This window comes from Providencia sp. (assembly GCF_003533305.1).
Lineage (GTDB): Bacteria > Pseudomonadota > Gammaproteobacteria > Enterobacterales > Enterobacteriaceae > Providencia.
Genome location: NZ_DOEH01000010.1, coordinates 169,631 through 187,712, shown reverse-complemented (window position 1 = coordinate 187,712; position 18,082 = coordinate 169,631). Strand labels below are relative to the sequence as shown.

The following is an 18,082-nucleotide window of genomic DNA, read 5'->3' as shown; positions in this document are numbered from 1 at the left end:
TAATAGGTTAATGCATTTATAAAGCGGCTATTGATGGGTAGAATGGTGACAAACCTCATGCTATTGGATGAAACATAATGCACATACATATTTTAGGGATATGCGGCACCTTTATGGGAAGCTTAGCAATATTGGCTCGTTCTTTAGGCTATAAAGTCACAGGCTCGGATGCAAACGTGTATCCACCGATGAGCACGTTGCTTGAAAAACAAGGTATTGAACTTATTCAAGGCTATGATCCCGCTCAGCTAAGTCCTGAGCCTGACATGGTTGTTATTGGTAATGCAATGACACGTGGTAACCCTTGTGTTGAAGCAGTATTAGAAAGAGGCTTACCATATACATCGGGTCCCCAATGGTTACATGAACATGTTTTACCTGAGCGTTGGGTACTCGCAGTAGCTGGTACTCATGGAAAAACCACAACAGCAGGTATGTTGGCTTGGATACTTGAAGATTGTGGCTACAAACCAGGTTTTTTAATCGGTGGTGTACCGGGCAATTTTGAAGTCTCTGCTCAAATCGGTGATAGCCCATTTTTTGTTATTGAGGCTGATGAGTACGATTGTGCTTTCTTTGATAAGCGCTCTAAATTTGTGCATTACAGCCCAAAAACCTTGGTGTTAAATAACCTTGAGTTTGATCATGCTGATATTTTCGAAAACCTAGAAGCGATTCAAAAGCAATTCCATCACTTGGTGCGTATCGTGCCGGGTAGTGGAAAAATTTTCATGCCAGACAATGATAGTAACCTAAAACAGGTTATTGGTATGGGATGTTGGAGCGAACAAGAGCTAGTAGGTGACAGTGGCGAGTGGCAAGCTAAAAAATTAAATCATGATGGCAGCCATTATGAAGTTTACTATCAACAACAAAGTGTCGGTGAAGTGAATTGGGTCCAAGTTGGTAATCATAATATCCAAAATGGTTTGATGGCGATTGCTGCTGCGCACCATGTTGGAGTACCGGCCAAAGAAGCTTGCCTTGCTTTAGATAAATTCATTAACGCACGACGTCGCCTTGAATTACGTGGTGTTGAATTTGGTGTTAATGTTTATGATGACTTTGCCCATCATCCAACAGCAATTTTAGCGACGTTAGAAGCATTACGCAGCAAAGTTGGCGGTACTTCACGTATCATTGCCGTACTTGAACCTCGTTCGAATACCATGAAAATGGGGATCAATAAAAATGATATTGCGCCTGCATTAGGTCGCGCTGATGAAGTATTCTTATTCCAACCTGCTAATATTCCTTGGATGGTTACGGATATTGCTGAAAATTGTGTGCAACCTGCGCGTTGGAGTGCAGATATTGATGTTTTGGCTAATATGGTCATTGAAACCGCTCAGCCAGGAGACTATATCCTTGTCATGAGTAACGGTGATTTTGGTGGCATTCATGGAAAATTACTGGCGGGTTTGAAGAGCAAGGCTGATATTGAAATAGAAGAGTAGCACTTATAAGTAACAAAGCCCTCGCTAAATATTAAATTACACCCCAAAAGTTGGATAGTCACTTTGGGGTGTTTTTCTATGTTAAAGATTTATTTAATTTTTAAAGCCCTATCCCAAAGACTTTCACTTCCATTTCCACAATTCAAAAAAGAGATATTTGTTTCTTGTTTTAAACTTCCCATATAACAATCAAGTGAATCAGTGAATAAGTGAAATAGACAACCTACTGCGATTGCTTTTAGTTTCCATGATGGTATTAAAAATAAGCAAACATAGGCAATTGCTGCCCAAACCGTATGCATAGGATGGAAACCGATGCCGCAACGATTAGGATCAAAAATTGGCGTCGCCAGTAAATGATCTAAATCGATAGCCATTGTCGATATCATGATTAATGATGCTAATTTCCAATTTTTTCGCCAAAATAGATAGCCAAAAAGAATCGGAACCAGAAAGTGGAAACCATAGTGTACGATGTTTCTAAAGATCTCAAATATCACAATATAATCTCAATCTTATGATTTATAACTCAATTAATTATTTATTTTCATGTGATTTAAATAATTGATTTTGCACTAACTCGCGTAACTAACTTTGATAAACAAAAAGAGGGAAAATGATATTTCCCCCTCTTTAATCGCTATCTCAATGATAATAATGAGAAAGCACTTGGAAAATACATTGTGTGAATTTAAAGCTCTTGATCAAACAGCGTTAATATTGCTTCGTAAAGTTCAAGAGTGGTGAAATTATTCGCTGGGGTAGAGAAAATAGTGTCATCACCTGCAATACTACCAAGGATACCTTCTGCTTTACCTAAAGAATCTAACAAACGTGCAATAAGTTGGGCTGCACCAGGACTTGTTCTAATCACTACAACCGAGTGGTTGTAATCAATATCAAGTACAAGATTTTTAAGTGGGCTCGTTGCTGTCGGAACGCCAGGCTCTGATGGTAGGCAGTAAACCATTTCCATTTTTGCATTACGCGTACGAACCGCGCCAAACTTAGTTAGCATTCTGGAAATTTTAGATTGATTAATGTTATCAAAGCCTTGTTCTTGAAGCGCAATCACTATCTCGGCTTGAGAACTGAATTTTTCTTCTTTAAGTAGGGCTTTAAAAGCCTTAACCAAGTCTTCTTGTTTAGACGGTGTACGCATAATTAACCCATTCTTTGGCATTAAACTAAGTTGTATTATCCGTAAATGTGCATTTTTATGCAACAAAATTGCGTTATGACCGTTTTATAAGCAGCAAGGAATTAATTTTTTACGATTTAAGTGATATATTTTACAGCGACAAAAACTGGCTTATATTAAATTAGCGATGTGAAAATATAATATAGAGTATTAATAAATTTACCCGAGAAAGTTGTGAAAATATTGTTAACTTCTTGGTCTTTGTTCGAATAATAAACAGCGAAAACAACTTATTGTGCGAAATACAATAGTGAGAAAAACTATTTGTTAAAAAAGTGCCCGTTATCTCATTAACAGATAAGGAATTTGTTTAGAATAGTGAAAATTAGTATACAAATTATCTCGCGTTAATATCTCTCTATATCTGTTAAGAAATTGTTTTTTATACGTAATGTGTTTAGTGCATAATTAGATGAATTCATATTTTTGAAAGTACAATTTAAGGAGTTTCAGAATGAAAGTTGCAGTCCTAGGTGCAGCAGGTGGTATCGGTCAGGCTCTAGCCCTTCTTCTCAAAAATCAGCTTCCAGCAGGTTCAGAACTCTCTCTCTATGACATCGCACCCGTTACTCCAGGTGTTGCCGCCGACCTTAGCCACATCCCAACAGATGTTAAGGTTGTTGGTTTTGCCGGTGAAGATGCCACTCCAGCGCTAAAAGGTGCTGATGTTGTTCTGATTTCTGCGGGTGTTGCGCGTAAACCAGGAATGGATCGCTCTGACCTGTTTAATGTTAACGCAGGCATCGTACGTAATCTGACTCAACAAATAGCGGTGACCTGTCCAAAAGCGCTCATTGGGATTATTACTAACCCAGTTAATACCACTGTGGCAATTGCTGCAGAAGTGCTGAAAAAAGCAGGCGTTTATGATAAAAACCGTTTATTTGGTGTGACTACACTGGATATTATTCGTTCTAATACTTTTGTCGCTGAATTAAAAGGCAAAAAAACACACGAAATTGAAGTGCCTGTTATTGGTGGCCACTCTGGTGTCACCATTTTGCCTCTACTGTCTCAAGTGAAAGGTGTTAGCTTCACTGATGAAGAAGTGGCAGCGCTAACTAAGCGTATCCAAAACGCAGGGACTGAAGTTGTTGAAGCTAAAGCAGGTGGCGGTTCTGCAACTTTGTCTATGGGACAAGCAGCTGCACGTCTGGGTTTATCATTGATCCGTGGACTGCAAGGCGAAAGCAATGTTGTTGAGTGCGTATACACAGAAGGTGAAGGTGCACATGCACGTTTCTTTGCTCAACCTGTTCTGCTCGGTAAAAACGGTATTGAAAAACACTTGCCTATCGGTGAACTAAGCGCATTTGAACAAAAAGCACTGACTGAAATGTTAGATGTATTGAAAGGCGATATCGAGTTAGGTGAAAAATTTATCAATAATTAATATTGATAAATGAATTGCTCATGAGCAATTCTTATAAATTGTCCTAAAATGTGTCGTTTATAACTAAGGTTGAGCCTCTATACTTAAAGCTCAACCTTTTTTTATTTTTAAAAAATTTTCATTTGATTGAAAGATGCTAGATAGCGATGACTTGATCATTATGATTCAACCGCTATAACATAACGAGATAACGATAAGCTTTAAAATATGAAATGTCTTAAAACTGGAATGATATTACACATCCCACATAGTCTTTATAATTTCATACTTAGATATAGCGCCTAAATACCTTTAAGAATGAATATATTTGTCTGTTAGATAAATTTATCGTATTAGTTAAGTCATTTTTTATATTATTAGCTATAAATGAAGTCATGTCTAAAGACAGTCAAAAGATAAAAGCCGTATTTCTGTGTACTACAACCTAAAAATGGCATATCACTGACGGCTTTTGTCTTTGCCTATTCTCAGATTAAATCAGGTGACCGCTCTCTAACCTTCCTTTCTAATAAATCACCTGTAATTGAGTCATAATAACGGCTTGGCCAAATCTCTGATGGGTGTATTCCTAAAAAATTAGCAATAATCCACTCACCTTTAGGCCAAGGTCGTGAAAGTGCATTTGCAAGTGTTGAAGAGCTTAATCCTGCTCCTCGAGAAATTGCGGCGAGTGTTGTTCCACGCTTACGTAAAGCTGCGATGATATCTGCTGGATGCCAGTCGGATTTCCGTAAAATCATTTTTTAGTCCTTTTTTCACTCAGAATCATGTAGAGTTAGTGGTACATGTAACAGGGTATTGTGATACATTCAGTGTAATCTCCCTGTTATTGGAAATAAAATAACAGAATTTTCTCAAAAAGATTTCTAAATTTTTCTTAAAATTCAGTTTTATGAAACTATCGTTGTTTTTATGAAATATATAGAAACTTGGAAATGATAATTGTGAAATAAGCTAATGCTTTGAAAGTAAAACTAACTATTATTAGTTAGTTGTGTAAATGACGTATTTAACGGTTGTCCTTACTTGTATATATAATACCTATATAGTTTTTATGAATTTTGTCTTGGCTATTAACGGTTACGCTATTTAATTAGCTGTTATTAAAAGAAATTAAAATATAAATAACATATATGCTTTATATATTATTTTGTACTAATAAAAAGAAGAATGATTCAACGAGGTTTTAAGAAAATATAGATAGTTTTCAGCAACTGTAAACAAGTTGCCATCATGACTAGGAGGGTCAGTTATGTATAAGGAGTGGTTAATGGCAAAAGAGTTAGTTGGATTACAAGGACTTCCAATGACAACTCAAGGTGTTAATGCTATGGCAAGGCGAGAAAATTGGATTAGTCGTAAAAGAAAAGGTATCCAAGGAAAGGCTTTGGAATATCATGTTAGTTCTTTGCCAATCGATATTTTTGAACATCACTTTGCCAATGAAACGCCGGCTATCTACCAAGTGAAACGTAATGATAACTCATCTATTTGGCAAGAAGTATATAACCAGCTTTCTAGTGATGAACGAGCGCTTATCTTAGCCTTTATTATACGAGAAGGTGCTCTAGCATTAGTTGATTTAATTAATAAAAAATAATTAGCAGAACATTAAGACGAAAATAATTAATTTATAAAAACAATATTATCTTTAGCCTAAAATGCCTTAACAGATAATAATTTATTATAGCTACAGCAGCTAGTTTCATAATATAAGCGTGAATGTGAAAATATGAAAAAATTGTGGTTCACTGCGAAAGAGTTAGCAGGATTAGAGGGTCTTCCAACTTCGCCTCAAGGGGTTAACTTGATGGCAAGAAGAGAAGGCTGGAAAAATCGTCGGAAAAGAGGCGTTCAAGGAAAGGCGGTAGAGTACTATGCCGAGAGTTTACCCGGGGAAATACAAGGTCAATTAAGTCTTGGTGAACCTCCTGCGCCTTACCAAAGCAAAAGGACGGACGCCTTACAAATATGGTCAGAAGCTTACTACCAATTAACGGAAACTGAGCGCAATACTATCGTAAAATATATTTTACGATATGGGCTATCATCACTTCTTGCCCGAATAGAAGAGGAAGAAAAAAGGGTGAAATAGCTTCACCCTTTTTTAAACAAAAATAGCTAACCTATGAGTGGCGCTGGATAGCAACCTGTGCAAGGCTGACTAATGCGTCTTTATATACTGAGTTTTCAATCACACTTAAAGCATCAACCGCTTTTTGAGATTCTTGCTGAGCACGTGCATAGGTATATTCTAATGAACCACAACGCTTCATTGTTGCAAGCACAGTATCTAATAAATGACGCCCATTCCCTTGCTCAATTGCTTGGCGAATTAAAGCTGATTCCTCTTCATTACCATGTTGCATAGCATGGAGAAGAGGTAATGTAGGTTTCCCTTCATCAAGATCATCGCCTGTATTTTTACCTAACTGGGTATTATCAGCGTCATAATCAAGCAGATCGTCAATCAATTGGAATGCAGTACCAATGTAACGACCATAATCCTGTAAAGCTTTCTCTTGTTCAGGTGTTGCATTGGCTAAAATTGCTGATGCATGCGCCGCAGCTTCAAATAAACGCGCCGTTTTACTGTAGATAACTTGCATATAGTTTTCTTCAGTAATATTAGGATCGTTGCAGTTCATCAGCTGTAATACTTCACCTTCAGCGATCACATTAGTTGCTTCAGACATCAATTTGAGCACGCGCATTGAATCAAGATCCGTCATCATTTGAAAGGATCGAGTGTAAATAAAGTCGCCAACTAGTACGCTTGCAGCATTACCAAAAACTGCATTTGCCGTTTGTTTTCCTCGACGCATATCTGATTCATCGACAACATCATCATGTAATAGAGTGGCTGTGTGGATAAACTCAATTAAAGCGGCTACTTGGATGTGTTTTTGGCCTGAATAACCTAAGGATCGACCTGCGAGTATCGCGATCATCGGACGGATCCTTTTTCCACCACCACTCACGATGTAATAACCAAGCTGATTAATCAACGCGACATCTGAATTCAATTGGCTGAGGATCACTTCGTTAACCGCTGACATATCTTCAGTTGTTAGTTCAATAATAGATTCTAAATTCATCGTAAATTATTCATATTATTAGTTTTAGTTCATTCCCTGAATACAAAAAAGGGAAATCGATAGCACATGTATGGCGTAAGCATAACACTATTAATTATAAGATTATCAGGTGTAATGCAAAAAATGTTTAAATAAGTAACAATTTGAGTTATCAATGATAAATCGGCCTCAAAAAGAGAGTCTTGATAAAAAAGTCGTATTTTTTATAATCTGACTGCATTATTGGCTTGTGTTCTGGTGCTTTTTTGCGTAGAATTCGCGCCCTATTGTGAATATTTTATAGCGTGCTCTGGAATTGAAATATTTAGCGAGTACGCGGAAAGCGGAGTTAATATGTACGCGGTTTTCCAAAGTGGTGGTAAACAACACCGAGTTAGCGAAGGTCAAACTGTCCGCCTAGAAAAGCTGGACATCGCAACAGGTGAAACTGTTGAATTTGATCAAGTTCTGATGGTAGCTAATGGCGACGAGATCCAAATCGGCGCTCCTGTCGTTGAAGGCGTTAAAGTGAAAGCGGAAGTGGTTGCACACGGTCGTGGCGAGAAAATTAAAATCGTCAAGTTCCGTCGTCGTAAACATAGCCGTAAACAACAGGGTCACCGTCAGTGGTTCACTGATGTTAAGATCACTGGCATCGCTTAAGATTAGGAGAGCAGATTAATGGCACATAAAAAGGCTGGCGGCTCGACCCGTAATGGTCGCGACTCAGAAGCTAAACGTCTGGGTGTGAAACGTTTCGGTGGTGAAGCTGTATTAGCAGGTAGCATCATTGTTCGTCAACGTGGTACTAAGTTCCACGCAGGTAGCAACGTAGGTTGTGGCCGTGACCACACTCTGTTCGCTCTGGCGGACGGTAAAGTTAAATTTGAAGTTAAAGGTCCTAATAATCGTAAATTTATCAGTATCGAAGCTGAATAAGTTTTCTGACTTTTAATTTAGAATTAAAGCCCTGCAAAACTTTTTGCGGGGCTTTTTATATTTAAAATACGCCATCTCTGGGTAAAACTGCCATCCAGCTCTATAATGGCTAGATACGGAGAAAAATAATGAAATTTGTAGATGAAGCCAAAATATTGGTTGTGGCGGGAGATGGCGGCAATGGTTGTGTCAGCTTTCGTCGTGAAAAATATATCCCAAAAGGCGGGCCTGATGGTGGTGATGGTGGTGATGGTGGTGATGTCTATTTACAGGCAGATGAAAACCTCAACACGCTAATCGACTACCGTTTTGAAAAATCGTTCCGCGCGGAACGTGGTCAAAATGGCCAAAGCCGTGAATGTACTGGTAGACGTGGTCAAGATATCACGATTAAAGTCCCTGTAGGAACGCGTGTACGCGATCTTGGTACTAACGAAGTACTTAGTGACATGACTCGTCATGAACAGCGTCATATGGTTGCTAAGGGCGGTTTTCATGGCCTTGGTAATACTCGCTTTAAAACATCAGTAAACCGTGCTCCGCGTCAACGTACCATGGGTACCAAAGGCGAAGAACGCGAACTCATGTTAGAATTGCTGCTATTAGCGGATGTCGGTATGTTAGGAATGCCGAATGCGGGTAAATCAACCTTCATTCGTTCTGTTTCAGCAGCAAAACCAAAAGTTGCAGATTATCCATTTACTACCTTAGTACCAAGCTTGGGTGTTGTACGCATGGATAACCAACAAAGTTTTGTGGTTGCTGATATTCCAGGTTTGATCGAAGGTGCTGCTGAAGGTGCTGGTTTAGGAATTCAATTTCTTAAACATTTAGAGCGTTGCCGAGTCTTGTTGCATTTGATCGACATCTGTCCAATCGATGAAACTGATCCTGTTGAAAATGCGAAGATCATCATCGGTGAGCTAGAAAAATACAGCGAAAAATTAGCCGCAAAACCGCGTTGGTTAGTTTTCAATAAAATTGATATTTTAGGTGAAGAAGAATCAGCAAAACGTGCTGCAGAGATCGCTAAAGCCATGGGTTGGGAAGAGAAGTACTACATGATCTCTGCCGTAAATCATGAAGGCGTCAAAGCATTATGTTGGGATATCATGGAGTTCATGAATACTCAACCACGTAATATGCTAACAACAGAAGATGAGCTGCAACCAGAAAAAATTGAATTTATGTGGGATGACTATCATAAAGAGCAATTGGCTGAAGCTGAAGAAGTTGATGAAGACTGGGATGATGATTGGGACGAAGAAGACGATGAAGGTATCGAGTTCATCTACCAAAAATAGTTAATACCAGCTAATTAGCATTAGCGATAAATAAAAGGCGCAAAATTCCGTATGTAACATTAGGAATTGCGCCTTTTTTATTGGATCTTATCTAAGGATAGGATCAATTTTTTTGATAAAGATCTTTATACAATCGACTTTCAAAGCGCACCAGCGGTACTCGTCGGCTACGTTGTTGGCTTTGTGGAACTGCATATGCCGAGATAAATTGTACGAAAGCAACGCGTTGCCCACTTGCTGTCGTTAGAAAGCCAGCAAGATTATAGACTCCTTGTAATGCGCCTGTTTTTGCAGAAACCTTACCATTTACACCTGCCTCATCAAAACCACCACGATAACGCAATGTGCCATCATGTCCTGCCAAAGGTAGCATTGAGATAAAATCAAGTTGTTGATCGTTTTTGGCAATGAATTGTAAAACTTCCATCATGGTTGCGGGGCTAATCAGATTATGACGTGATAATCCTGAGCCATCGACCATAACGGTATTGCCGATATCAATACCTGCTTTTTGTTTTAGAACTTGCCTTACGGCATCAGAACCTGAACGCCAAGTACCTGGAACACCATAATAATCTCGGCCAATAGTGCGAAAAACAGTATCGGCGATCATATTGTCTGATTTTTTTAACATGACTTTTAATAAATCATGTAAAGGCTTCGATTCTGTTTTTACGAGGACTTGAGATTGTGGTGTCAGTTGAGTTCTTTTCTTCACATGTCCTGTTAACTCAATACCCGCTGTTGTGAGTTCATTTTTAACAATCGCCCCTGAATAACTTGCACCATTTTGCACGGCAAATGCGAGAGGCAAAGGCTCACTTCTTTGCATTAAACAGCCGGTTAATGTGTAGCGATTAAGTTCGCCGGGAACAACATCCAACTCACAATAGCGTGCTTCAGTAGAGCCTTTAGCGAGTGTTCTCACTTCGCTAAACATATTCACGGGATAAAAATTTGCCGTTTTTATATAAGCCATCTCACCTGCTTTTTCAGCAGGGTAGAGTGACACTGAAAAACAGTTTCTATCAATGATTGCAGCGGCAGGAGGAGCACTAAAACATTGGGTCATATCATTCCACACCCAACCCGGAGCTTTATCATGACTGGCAAATGCTGAGATATCGACAATTAAATCCCCCTCAACTTTTTGAATACCAATTTGTTTTAATGCATTAGCCATATTGCGAATTTGTTGACGCGTCAATGTTGGATCACCGCTAAATCGGATAACAAGGTCACCCGCTAATGTTTTATCATTTAGCTTTGCACTGGTTTCAAAATTGGTCACAAAACGATAATCAGGACCCAACTGTAGTAATGCGGCAAGGGCGGTGACAACTTTTTGTGTACTGGCAGGAAGCGCCATTTGTTGAGCGTTATAATCGATAAGAGGGGTATTACTCCCGACTTTCTGCGCGACCAGAGCAAGATTAGTGCCATCCGGTAGATATTGTTTATAGTCATCAATAGGAACAGCTAGCGCCTGTGTGGTAGTCACGGCGACTCCTAAAGTGAAGATCAATTTTCTGGCTAAAGTTAATAACGGCATATATTTCACGCATTAGGCTAGACATACTGTACATACTAAAGTGTAATGCCTTATAAAGTAAACGATGACCCGCGATTAACTCTAAGTTAAAATAGCGAATATTATGATAAGATAAGTCAGTAACTTAGTCTGATTGAGTTATTTACACCTAATAGATAATAAGAACCCCCCTGTATTGCAGCGGTGTTCGGTGTACTGTTGTTACAAAATCAGGAAGATACTTATTTTTTATAGGATTGAATCAGAGGTATTTATCAATGAAACAGATTCCAATGACGGTATTTGGTGCAGATAAGCTTAGAGAAGAGCTCGAGTATCTGAAATCTGTCCGTCGCCCTGAAATTATTACTGCGATTGCAGATGCACGAGAACATGGCGATTTAAAAGAAAATGCGGAATATCATGCGGCTCGTGAGCAGCAGGGCTTCTGTGAAGGCCGTATTCAAGAAATTGAAGCTAAACTTTCACATGCTCAAGTCATTGATGTTACGAAATTAACTAATACTGGACGTGTGATTTTTGGCGCGACGGTAACCGTATTGAATGTCGATACAGATGAAGAGCTGACTTATCGTATTGTTGGTGATGACGAAGCTGATATTAAAATTAATAAAATTTCAGTAAATTCGCCGATCGCGCGTGGTTTGGTAGGTAAAGTCGTCGATGATGCGGTTTCGATTAAAACGCCAGGCGGTGATGTAGAGTTTGAAGTTCTTAAAGTTGAGTATATCTGATTCCTATTTCACTGAATTGGTTATATTATTTTACTGATTTAAAGAGAAAGGCCGCAGGCGGCCTTTTTCCTCATATAAAGCATGCGCTCAATGGCATTTTTATATAAATAAAGCGTGATTATTTAGGTAAAATGATTTTACGATCCGCTGAAGGACGGTAAAGAACAAGTATTTTACCAATGACTTGTACATTTACTGCACCGGTTTCACGAACAATTGCATCAGCGATCAAAGTTTTAGTATCACGATCTTCGCCTGCGATTTTGACTTTGATAAGCTCGTGGTGTGCTAAAGAGAGTTCAATCTCCGCTAATACACCTTCTGTTAATCCATTGTTACCGATCATGACAACAGGATTCAAATGGTGAGCGAGACTTTTCAGGTGTTGATTTTGCTTTTTATTAAGTTTCATCGATTATTTGCTTGGTTAGTATTGAAAAAGGCTTATTCTACCGCCATCTGATATCTATCACCATCAATTATATCTATTTGATGGTAAAGAAGCAGTAATATAGATATATTTCTATTAGTATAGTTGGAAAGTGCAATGGCCAATAAAAAACGTACGGCAAGCTCAAGTCGCTGGTTGCAAGAGCATTTTAGTGATAAATATGTTCTGCAAGCACAAAAAAAAGGGCTACGCTCACGTGCATGGTTTAAACTGGAAGAAATCCAGCAAGGTGATAAAATTTTTAAACCAGGTATGACCGTTGTTGATTTAGGAGCAGCCCCTGGTGGTTGGTCGCAATACGTAGTCAGCCAAATAGGTAATAATGGTCGAGTTATCGCATGTGACCTTTTGCCTATGGACCCAATTGTCGGCGTAGATTTCCTACAAGGAGATTTTCGTGATGAGGCAGTGCTTGGTGCTTTGTTAGAACGCGTTGGTGATAAAAAAGTACAGGTAGTCATGTCTGACATGGCGCCAAATATGAGTGGGACACCTGCAGTTGATATCCCTCGCTCTATGTATCTGGTTGAATTAGCATTGGATATGTGCCGTGCGGTACTGGCACCTGGGGGTAGTTTCATTGTCAAAGTATTTCAGGGAGAAGGCTTTGATGAATACCTTAGGGATATCCGTTCCCTGTTTACGAAAGTAAAAGTTCGTAAACCCGAATCTTCGCGGGCACGATCGCGTGAAGTATACATTGTAGCGACAGGACTAAAACTTTAGTAACCTGAGCGTTATTTGTTAACACAGTTGTAATATGAGGTTAATCCCTTGAGTGACATGGCGAAAAACCTGATTCTCTGGTTAGTCATCGCAGTTGTTCTGATGTCCTTGTTCCAGAGTTTTGGCCCAAGCGACTCGAATAGTCGCAGAGTTGATTATTCTACGTTTATCAATGAGTTGGCTCAGGATCAGGTACGTGAAGTTCGTATCACTGGTCGTGAACTAAACGTCAGAAAAGCTGATAATAGCCGCTATACAACTTATCTTCCTATGCAGGATGAGAAGTTGTTAGACACTTTGCTGAACAAGCAAGTGACGGTTGTTGGTGAACCACCAGAAGAACCTAGCTTACTAACATCAATTTTTATTTCCTGGTTCCCAATGCTTCTGTTGATTGGTGTCTGGATCTTCTTTATGCGCCAAATGCAAGGTGGCGGCGGTAAGGGGGCAATGTCATTTGGCAAAAGTAAAGCCCGTATGCTGACAGAAGATCAGATCAAAACAACATTTGCAGACGTTGCAGGTTGCGATGAAGCAAAAGAAGAAGTAGGCGAAATTGTAGAATTCTTACGTGAACCAGCGCGTTTCCAAAAGCTTGGCGGTAAAATTCCAAAAGGCGTCCTGATGGTAGGACCTCCAGGAACGGGTAAAACATTGCTCGCCAAAGCGATTGCCGGTGAAGCTAAGGTTCCTTTCTTTACAATATCGGGTTCTGACTTCGTAGAAATGTTTGTGGGTGTTGGTGCTTCTCGTGTTCGTGATATGTTCGAACAAGCGAAAAAAGCAGCGCCTTGTATCATTTTTATTGATGAAATCGATGCTGTTGGTCGTCAACGTGGAGCTGGTCTTGGTGGTGGTCACGATGAACGTGAACAAACACTGAACCAAATGTTGGTTGAGATGGACGGCTTTGAAGGCAACGAAGGCATTATCGTTATTGCTGCAACTAACCGTGCAGACGTTCTTGACCCTGCGTTATTACGTCCAGGTCGTTTTGACCGTCAGGTTGTTGTTGGTTTACCGGATGTCCGTGGCCGTGAGCAAATTCTTAAAGTTCATATGCGTCGTGTACCGATTGACCCAAGTGTTGATACTTTCATCCTTGCGCGTGCAACGCCTGGTTTCTCAGGTGCGGAGCTTGCAAACTTGGTAAACGAAGCAGCATTGTTTGCTGCACGTGCTGATAAGCGTGTTGTTTCCATGGTTGAGTTTGAAAAAGCGCGTGACAAAATTTGGATGGGTGCTGAACGTCGCTCCTTGATGATGACCGAAGAACAGAAAGAATCGACGGCATATCATGAAGGTGGTCATATGATTATCGGTCATTTGATGCCTGAGCATGACCCTGTTCATAAAGTAACAATCGTTCCTCGTGGACAAGCGCTTGGTGTTGCTTTCTTCTTACCAGAAGGTGATGAAGTTAGCCGTAGCCGCTTGAAGCTTGAAGGTATGATTGCAACTGCGTATGCAGGCCGTATTGCTGAAGAGCTGATTTATGGTCGTGAAAAAGTCACTACCGGTGCGTCATCTGATATTCAGTTTGCAACGAATACAGCACGTAACATGGTAACGCAGTGGGGCTTCTCTGATCGTTTAGGTCCAATGCAATATGCAAAAGAAGAAGGCCCAGCATTTTTAGGTCGTTCTGCGGGTAATGGTTCTGGTATTTCTGATGAAACAGCACGTATTGTTGATGAAGAAATCAAAATTATTTTGGACCATTGTTACCAATTGGCTTATAAAACACTGAAAGACAATATCGATATCTTGCATGCAACTAAAGATGCATTGTTAAAATATGAAACTATCGATATGCCTATGATTGATGATTTAATGAATCGTCGTCCAGTGCGTGAACCTGCAGGTTGGGATGAAGACAAAAAAGTGAGCAATGTGACGGGTACCTTTGGTAAAGGTGCAGCGAAAACTGAGCAAGCGGCTAAACCTCAATCTGAAGAGCCAAAAAATAATTCTGAAGAACCAAGTGCAAACGAGAGTTCTGTAGAACCAAAGAATGACGCTGATGAATCAACATCATCAGATAATAATAACGATAATAAGCCACAGTAAATTATCGTGAAAAGTTAGATGCTAATAAAACCCCAGGTCTCTGGGGTTTTTTACGTTAAGGTAAAATAATAATGCAAATCAAAGCAAGAGGAAGTGTCCTTGACTTGTCTACACCGAAAGTGATGGGGATTTTGAATGTTACTCCTGACTCATTCTCAGATGGTGGCACCCATAATCGTTATCATGATGCTTTAGAACATGTTGCTAAGATGGTTCAAGAAGGCGCAGCAATTATTGATATTGGTGGAGAATCAACGCGCCCAGGCGCAGCTGAGGTTTCTGTTGATGAAGAATTAGCAAGAGTGATCCCTATTGTTGAAGCAATCGCCCAGCGATTTGATGTATGGATTTCTGTGGATACGTCGAAAGCGCAAGTGATGGACGAAGCGGCTAAAGCAGGCATGCATATTATTAACGATATTCGCTCATTACATGAACCTTATGCACTTGAAGTTGCCGCTAACACAGGTCTACCCGTTTGTATTATGCATATGAAAGGTCAGCCAAGAACGATGCAAGACGCACCGGATTATGACAATGTGGTGTATGACGTTAAACATTATTTAATGGCTGAAATCGAGCGTTGTGTCAGCGCCGGGATTGATAAACAGCAAATAATACTCGATCCAGGCTTTGGCTTTGGTAAAAACCTGTCGCATAATTACCAGTTATTGGCAAACTTAGAACAGTTTCATAATTTAGGACTTCCGCTATTGGCAGGAATGTCACGAAAATCTATGATTGGGCAATTATTGAATGTTCCACCGCAAGATAGACTTGCAGGTAGTCTGACTTGCGCAGTAATCGCTGCCATGCAAGGCGCGCACATAATTCGTGTTCATGATGTGAAAGAAACTGTACAAGCAATGCAGGTCGTTCAGATGACTCTGTCAGAAAAGGAAAAGTTAGCGTATGAGTAATCGTAAATATTTTGGTACCGATGGTATACGTGGAAAAGTGGGTGATAGCCCAATTACACCTGATTTTGTTTTAAAACTTGGTTGGGCTGCGGGAAAAGTACTTGCTCGCCATGGTTCTCGCAAAATTATTATCGGTAAAGATACGCGTATCTCTGGTTATATGTTGGAGTCATCTTTAGAGGCTGGTTTAGCCGCAGCGGGCTTATCTGCTTCATTCACAGGCCCCATGCCAACACCTGCGGTTGCTTATTTAACGCGTACATTTCGCGCAGAAGCGGGAATTGTTATTTCTGCATCTCATAATCCTTATTATGATAACGGCATTAAGTTCTTCTCAATCGATGGCACCAAATTGCCTGATGAAGTTGAAGAAGCCATCGAAGCTGAAATGGAAAAACCAATTACTTGCGTTGAGTCTGCTGAGTTAGGCCGTGCTAACCGTATTGTGGATGCTGCTGGTCGCTATATTGAATTTTGTAAAGGTACGTTCCCAAGTGAACAAAGCCTTGCGAGTTTGAAAGTTGTGATTGACTGCGCAAATGGTGCGACTTATCACATTGCGCCAAATGTTTTTCGTGAGCTAGGGGCTGAGGTTATTACAATTGGTTGCGATCCTAATGGTATCAATATCAATGAAGAATGTGGTGCAACTGATGTGCGCATGCTACAAGCCAAAGTATTAGCGGAAAAAGCAGATGTTGGCCTCGCATTTGATGGTGATGGCGATCGTATTATCATGGTTGATCACCAAGGTAACAAAGTTGATGGTGACCAAATTCTGTATATTATTGCTCGTGAAGCATTACGCCAAGGCCAGCTGAAAGGTGGTGTAATTGGAACTCTGATGAGTAATATGGGATTAGAAATTGCCCTAAAACAACTCGGCATTCCTTTTGATAGAGCGAAAGTGGGTGACCGCTATGTGCTTGAAAAATTGCAAGAGAAAGGCTGGCGTATGGGCGCTGAAAATTCTGGGCATATTATTTTATTAGATAAAACGACCACGGGTGATGGCATTGTTGCTGGGCTACAAGTGCTTAGTGCAATCGTGCGTAATCATATGAGTTTGCATGACCTGTGTAGTGGTATGAAATTATTACCTCAAATTTTGGTGAATGTCCGCTTCAAAGGTAAACATGACCCGCTGCAAAGTGATAGTGTGATTGCAGTTTATGAGCAAGTTGAAAAAGAACTCGCCGGAAAAGGTCGCGTTTTACTGAGAAAATCAGGTACTGAACCATTGATTCGAGTGATGGTTGAGGGCGAAAACGAGGCCGAAGTTACGGAAATGGCAAATCGGATTGCTGATGCAGTAAAAGCGGCGGGTTAATTTTTTCGCTAACCTTAGTTATTGCTTAATCGTCTGCTTATAAAGACGCGATTAAAATATTGAAAAAGGTGAAGTATGGGTGTGGTTGAGCATTATTTTGCAGCTTTGATTATTTTTTCTGCAAATAACCAAATCGCGTCAAAATAGACTTGCTTGTCAGCTCAGCTTTGGTTAGTATTCGCACCTGCTCAATCTCGTTAAAGCGCTTTCCTCAAAAGTAGCTTTAAGCGAAATAGTTAAAAATAATTGAGCAGGTGTGCAGTGATAAAGGTCATAGCAATGCGCTATGGACCGTAACTGAATAGGTAACTCAAATGTATATAGCTCTTTTAATTATTTTCTTGCTAGCGTCTATTGGGCTTATTTGCCTAGTTATGTTACAGCAAGGTAAAGGTGCTGATATGGGTGCATCATTCGGTGCGGGTGCCTCTGCAACACTGTTTGGTTCATCGGGCTCAGGTAACTTTATGACCCGTATGACTGGAATTTTGGCTGCTGTGTTTTTCATTATCAGTTTAGTGCTTGGCAATATGACTGCCAACAAATACGGAACAGGTAGTAAATGGGAAAACATTAGTGAACCGGCAAAAGTCGAGCAACCAACAGACGTTCCGGCAGCACCAGCAACACCAACGAGCGATATTCCTCGTTAAGTGTGAATAATTCCGGATGAAGGCTTATAGTCATCATCAAAAGCAGTAAGCAGTAAAATAAAGAATTAGAGGTTATTAAGTCAATTAGTAGCCTCACCTCAGTGCCGAGGTGGTGAAATTGGTATACACGCTACCTTGAGGTGGTAGTGCCTACAAAACGGGCGTACGGGTTCAAGTCCCGTTCTCGGCACCATTATTTTAAGATAACTTGAGATTTATAAGTTATCTGTGTAGAATACGACACGTTTTCGAACGCGGGATGGAGCAGTCTGGTA

Annotated in this window: 19 protein-coding genes and 1 tRNA gene; 14 read left to right on the top strand and 6 right to left on the bottom strand. The window is 40.1% G+C overall.

Annotated elements, in window-relative coordinates:
• Window positions 1-77 precede the first annotated feature (77 nt).
• Window positions 78-1,457 (top strand): UDP-N-acetylmuramate:L-alanyl-gamma-D-glutamyl-meso-diaminopimelate ligase, encoded by a 1,380-nt coding sequence (gene mpl / locus DD649_RS04930; protein WP_294104202.1) that lies wholly within the window; start codon window positions 78-80, stop codon window positions 1,455-1,457.
• An 89-nt stretch (window positions 1,458-1,546) separates the two neighbouring features.
• Here the strand turns inward: mpl and DD649_RS04925 are convergent, their stop codons facing one another.
• Both DD649_RS04925 and argR read right to left on the bottom strand, forming a co-directional pair.
• Window positions 1,547-1,957: a DUF6122 family protein gene (locus tag DD649_RS04925; protein WP_294104201.1), complete on the bottom strand. Its 411-nt coding sequence runs from the start codon at window positions 1,955-1,957 to the stop codon at window positions 1,547-1,549.
• 191 nt (window positions 1,958-2,148) lie between these two features.
• Window positions 2,149-2,619, bottom strand: coding sequence for a transcriptional regulator ArgR (argR, locus tag DD649_RS04920; RefSeq protein WP_294104200.1), 471 nt, complete (start codon window positions 2,617-2,619; stop codon window positions 2,149-2,151).
• A gap of 493 nt (window positions 2,620-3,112) precedes the next feature.
• Here argR and mdh point away from each other — a divergent pair, with 493 nt between their 5' ends.
• Window positions 3,113-4,051: a malate dehydrogenase gene (mdh, locus tag DD649_RS04915; protein WP_294104198.1), complete on the top strand. Its 939-nt coding sequence runs from the start codon at window positions 3,113-3,115 to the stop codon at window positions 4,049-4,051.
• Window positions 4,052-4,518: 467 nt separating this feature from the next.
• Here mdh and DD649_RS04910 read toward each other — a convergent pair whose 3' ends face one another.
• Window positions 4,519-4,791, bottom strand: coding sequence for a helix-turn-helix transcriptional regulator (locus DD649_RS04910; protein WP_336429347.1), 273 nt, complete (start codon window positions 4,789-4,791; stop codon window positions 4,519-4,521).
• A gap of 512 nt (window positions 4,792-5,303) precedes the next feature.
• On the opposite strand from DD649_RS04910, the gene DD649_RS04905 reads away from it, so the two are divergent.
• Both DD649_RS04905 and DD649_RS04900 read left to right on the top strand, forming a co-directional pair.
• Entirely contained in the window at window positions 5,304-5,651 is a 348-nt protein-coding gene (locus DD649_RS04905) for a DNA-binding protein (protein ID WP_294104194.1), read from the top strand.
• Window positions 5,652-5,783: 132 nt separating this feature from the next.
• A complete protein-coding gene (locus tag DD649_RS04900) occupies window positions 5,784-6,146 on the top strand; it encodes a DNA-binding protein (RefSeq protein ID WP_294104192.1) in 363 nt (120 codons plus the stop codon).
• A gap of 31 nt (window positions 6,147-6,177) precedes the next feature.
• Here DD649_RS04900 and ispB read toward each other — a convergent pair whose 3' ends face one another.
• On the bottom strand, window positions 6,178-7,149 hold the full coding sequence (gene ispB / locus DD649_RS04895) for an octaprenyl diphosphate synthase (protein ID WP_294104190.1): 972 nt from the start codon (window positions 7,147-7,149) through the stop codon (window positions 6,178-6,180).
• 333 nt (window positions 7,150-7,482) lie between these two features.
• Here ispB and rplU point away from each other — a divergent pair, with 333 nt between their 5' ends.
• The 3 genes from rplU to cgtA all read left to right on the top strand — a co-directional run bounded on the left by rplU (window position 7,483) and on the right by cgtA (window position 9,371).
• Complete coding sequence (rplU, locus tag DD649_RS04890; protein WP_294104188.1) at window positions 7,483-7,791, top strand: 50S ribosomal protein L21; 309 nt, start codon at window positions 7,483-7,485, stop codon at window positions 7,789-7,791.
• Window positions 7,792-7,809: 18 nt separating this feature from the next.
• A complete protein-coding gene (gene rpmA, locus DD649_RS04885; RefSeq protein WP_219244886.1) occupies window positions 7,810-8,067 on the top strand; it encodes a 50S ribosomal protein L27 in 258 nt (85 codons plus the stop codon).
• 128 nt (window positions 8,068-8,195) lie between these two features.
• The gene (gene cgtA / locus DD649_RS04880; protein ID WP_294104180.1) at window positions 8,196-9,371 is read left to right on the top strand and encodes an Obg family GTPase CgtA; all 1,176 of its coding nucleotides are present in this window, start codon (window positions 8,196-8,198) and stop codon (window positions 9,369-9,371) included.
• Between the two features lie 103 nt (window positions 9,372-9,474).
• Here cgtA and dacB read toward each other — a convergent pair whose 3' ends face one another.
• The gene (gene dacB / locus DD649_RS04875; RefSeq protein ID WP_336429340.1) at window positions 9,475-10,923 is read right to left on the bottom strand and encodes a serine-type D-Ala-D-Ala carboxypeptidase; all 1,449 of its coding nucleotides are present in this window, start codon (window positions 10,921-10,923) and stop codon (window positions 9,475-9,477) included.
• A 257-nt stretch (window positions 10,924-11,180) separates the two neighbouring features.
• Between dacB and greA the strand changes: the two genes are divergently transcribed.
• Window positions 11,181-11,657: a transcription elongation factor GreA gene (greA, locus tag DD649_RS04870; protein ID WP_336429338.1), complete on the top strand. Its 477-nt coding sequence runs from the start codon at window positions 11,181-11,183 to the stop codon at window positions 11,655-11,657.
• 118 nt (window positions 11,658-11,775) lie between these two features.
• Here the strand turns inward: greA and yhbY are convergent, their stop codons facing one another.
• Entirely contained in the window at window positions 11,776-12,069 is a 294-nt protein-coding gene (yhbY, locus tag DD649_RS04865) for a ribosome assembly RNA-binding protein YhbY (protein ID WP_294104176.1), read from the bottom strand.
• Window positions 12,070-12,204: 135 nt separating this feature from the next.
• Between yhbY and rlmE the strand changes: the two genes are divergently transcribed.
• The 6 genes from rlmE to DD649_RS04835 all read left to right on the top strand — a co-directional run bounded on the left by rlmE (window position 12,205) and on the right by DD649_RS04835 (window position 18,000).
• Window positions 12,205-12,834, top strand: coding sequence for a 23S rRNA (uridine(2552)-2'-O)-methyltransferase RlmE (rlmE, locus tag DD649_RS04860; RefSeq protein WP_294104175.1), 630 nt, complete (start codon window positions 12,205-12,207; stop codon window positions 12,832-12,834).
• Window positions 12,835-12,891: 57 nt separating this feature from the next.
• Window positions 12,892-14,904: an ATP-dependent zinc metalloprotease FtsH gene (gene ftsH, locus DD649_RS04855; protein WP_294104174.1), complete on the top strand. Its 2,013-nt coding sequence runs from the start codon at window positions 12,892-12,894 to the stop codon at window positions 14,902-14,904.
• Between the two features lie 71 nt (window positions 14,905-14,975).
• Window positions 14,976-15,824: a dihydropteroate synthase gene (gene folP, locus DD649_RS04850; RefSeq protein WP_294104173.1), complete on the top strand. Its 849-nt coding sequence runs from the start codon at window positions 14,976-14,978 to the stop codon at window positions 15,822-15,824.
• Window positions 15,817-17,154 carry a phosphoglucosamine mutase gene (gene glmM, locus DD649_RS04845; protein ID WP_294104172.1) on the top strand — a complete coding sequence of 446 codons (1,338 nt, stop codon included), beginning with the start codon at window positions 15,817-15,819 and terminating at the stop codon, window positions 17,152-17,154. Before folP ends, glmM begins: the two co-directional genes overlap by 8 nt.
• A gap of 314 nt (window positions 17,155-17,468) precedes the next feature.
• The gene (secG, locus tag DD649_RS04840) at window positions 17,469-17,807 is read left to right on the top strand and encodes a preprotein translocase subunit SecG (RefSeq protein ID WP_294104171.1); all 339 of its coding nucleotides are present in this window, start codon (window positions 17,469-17,471) and stop codon (window positions 17,805-17,807) included.
• Window positions 17,808-17,910: 103 nt separating this feature from the next.
• Window positions 17,911-18,000 (top strand) — tRNA-Leu (locus DD649_RS04835).
• Window positions 18,001-18,082: the final 82 nt, after the last annotated feature.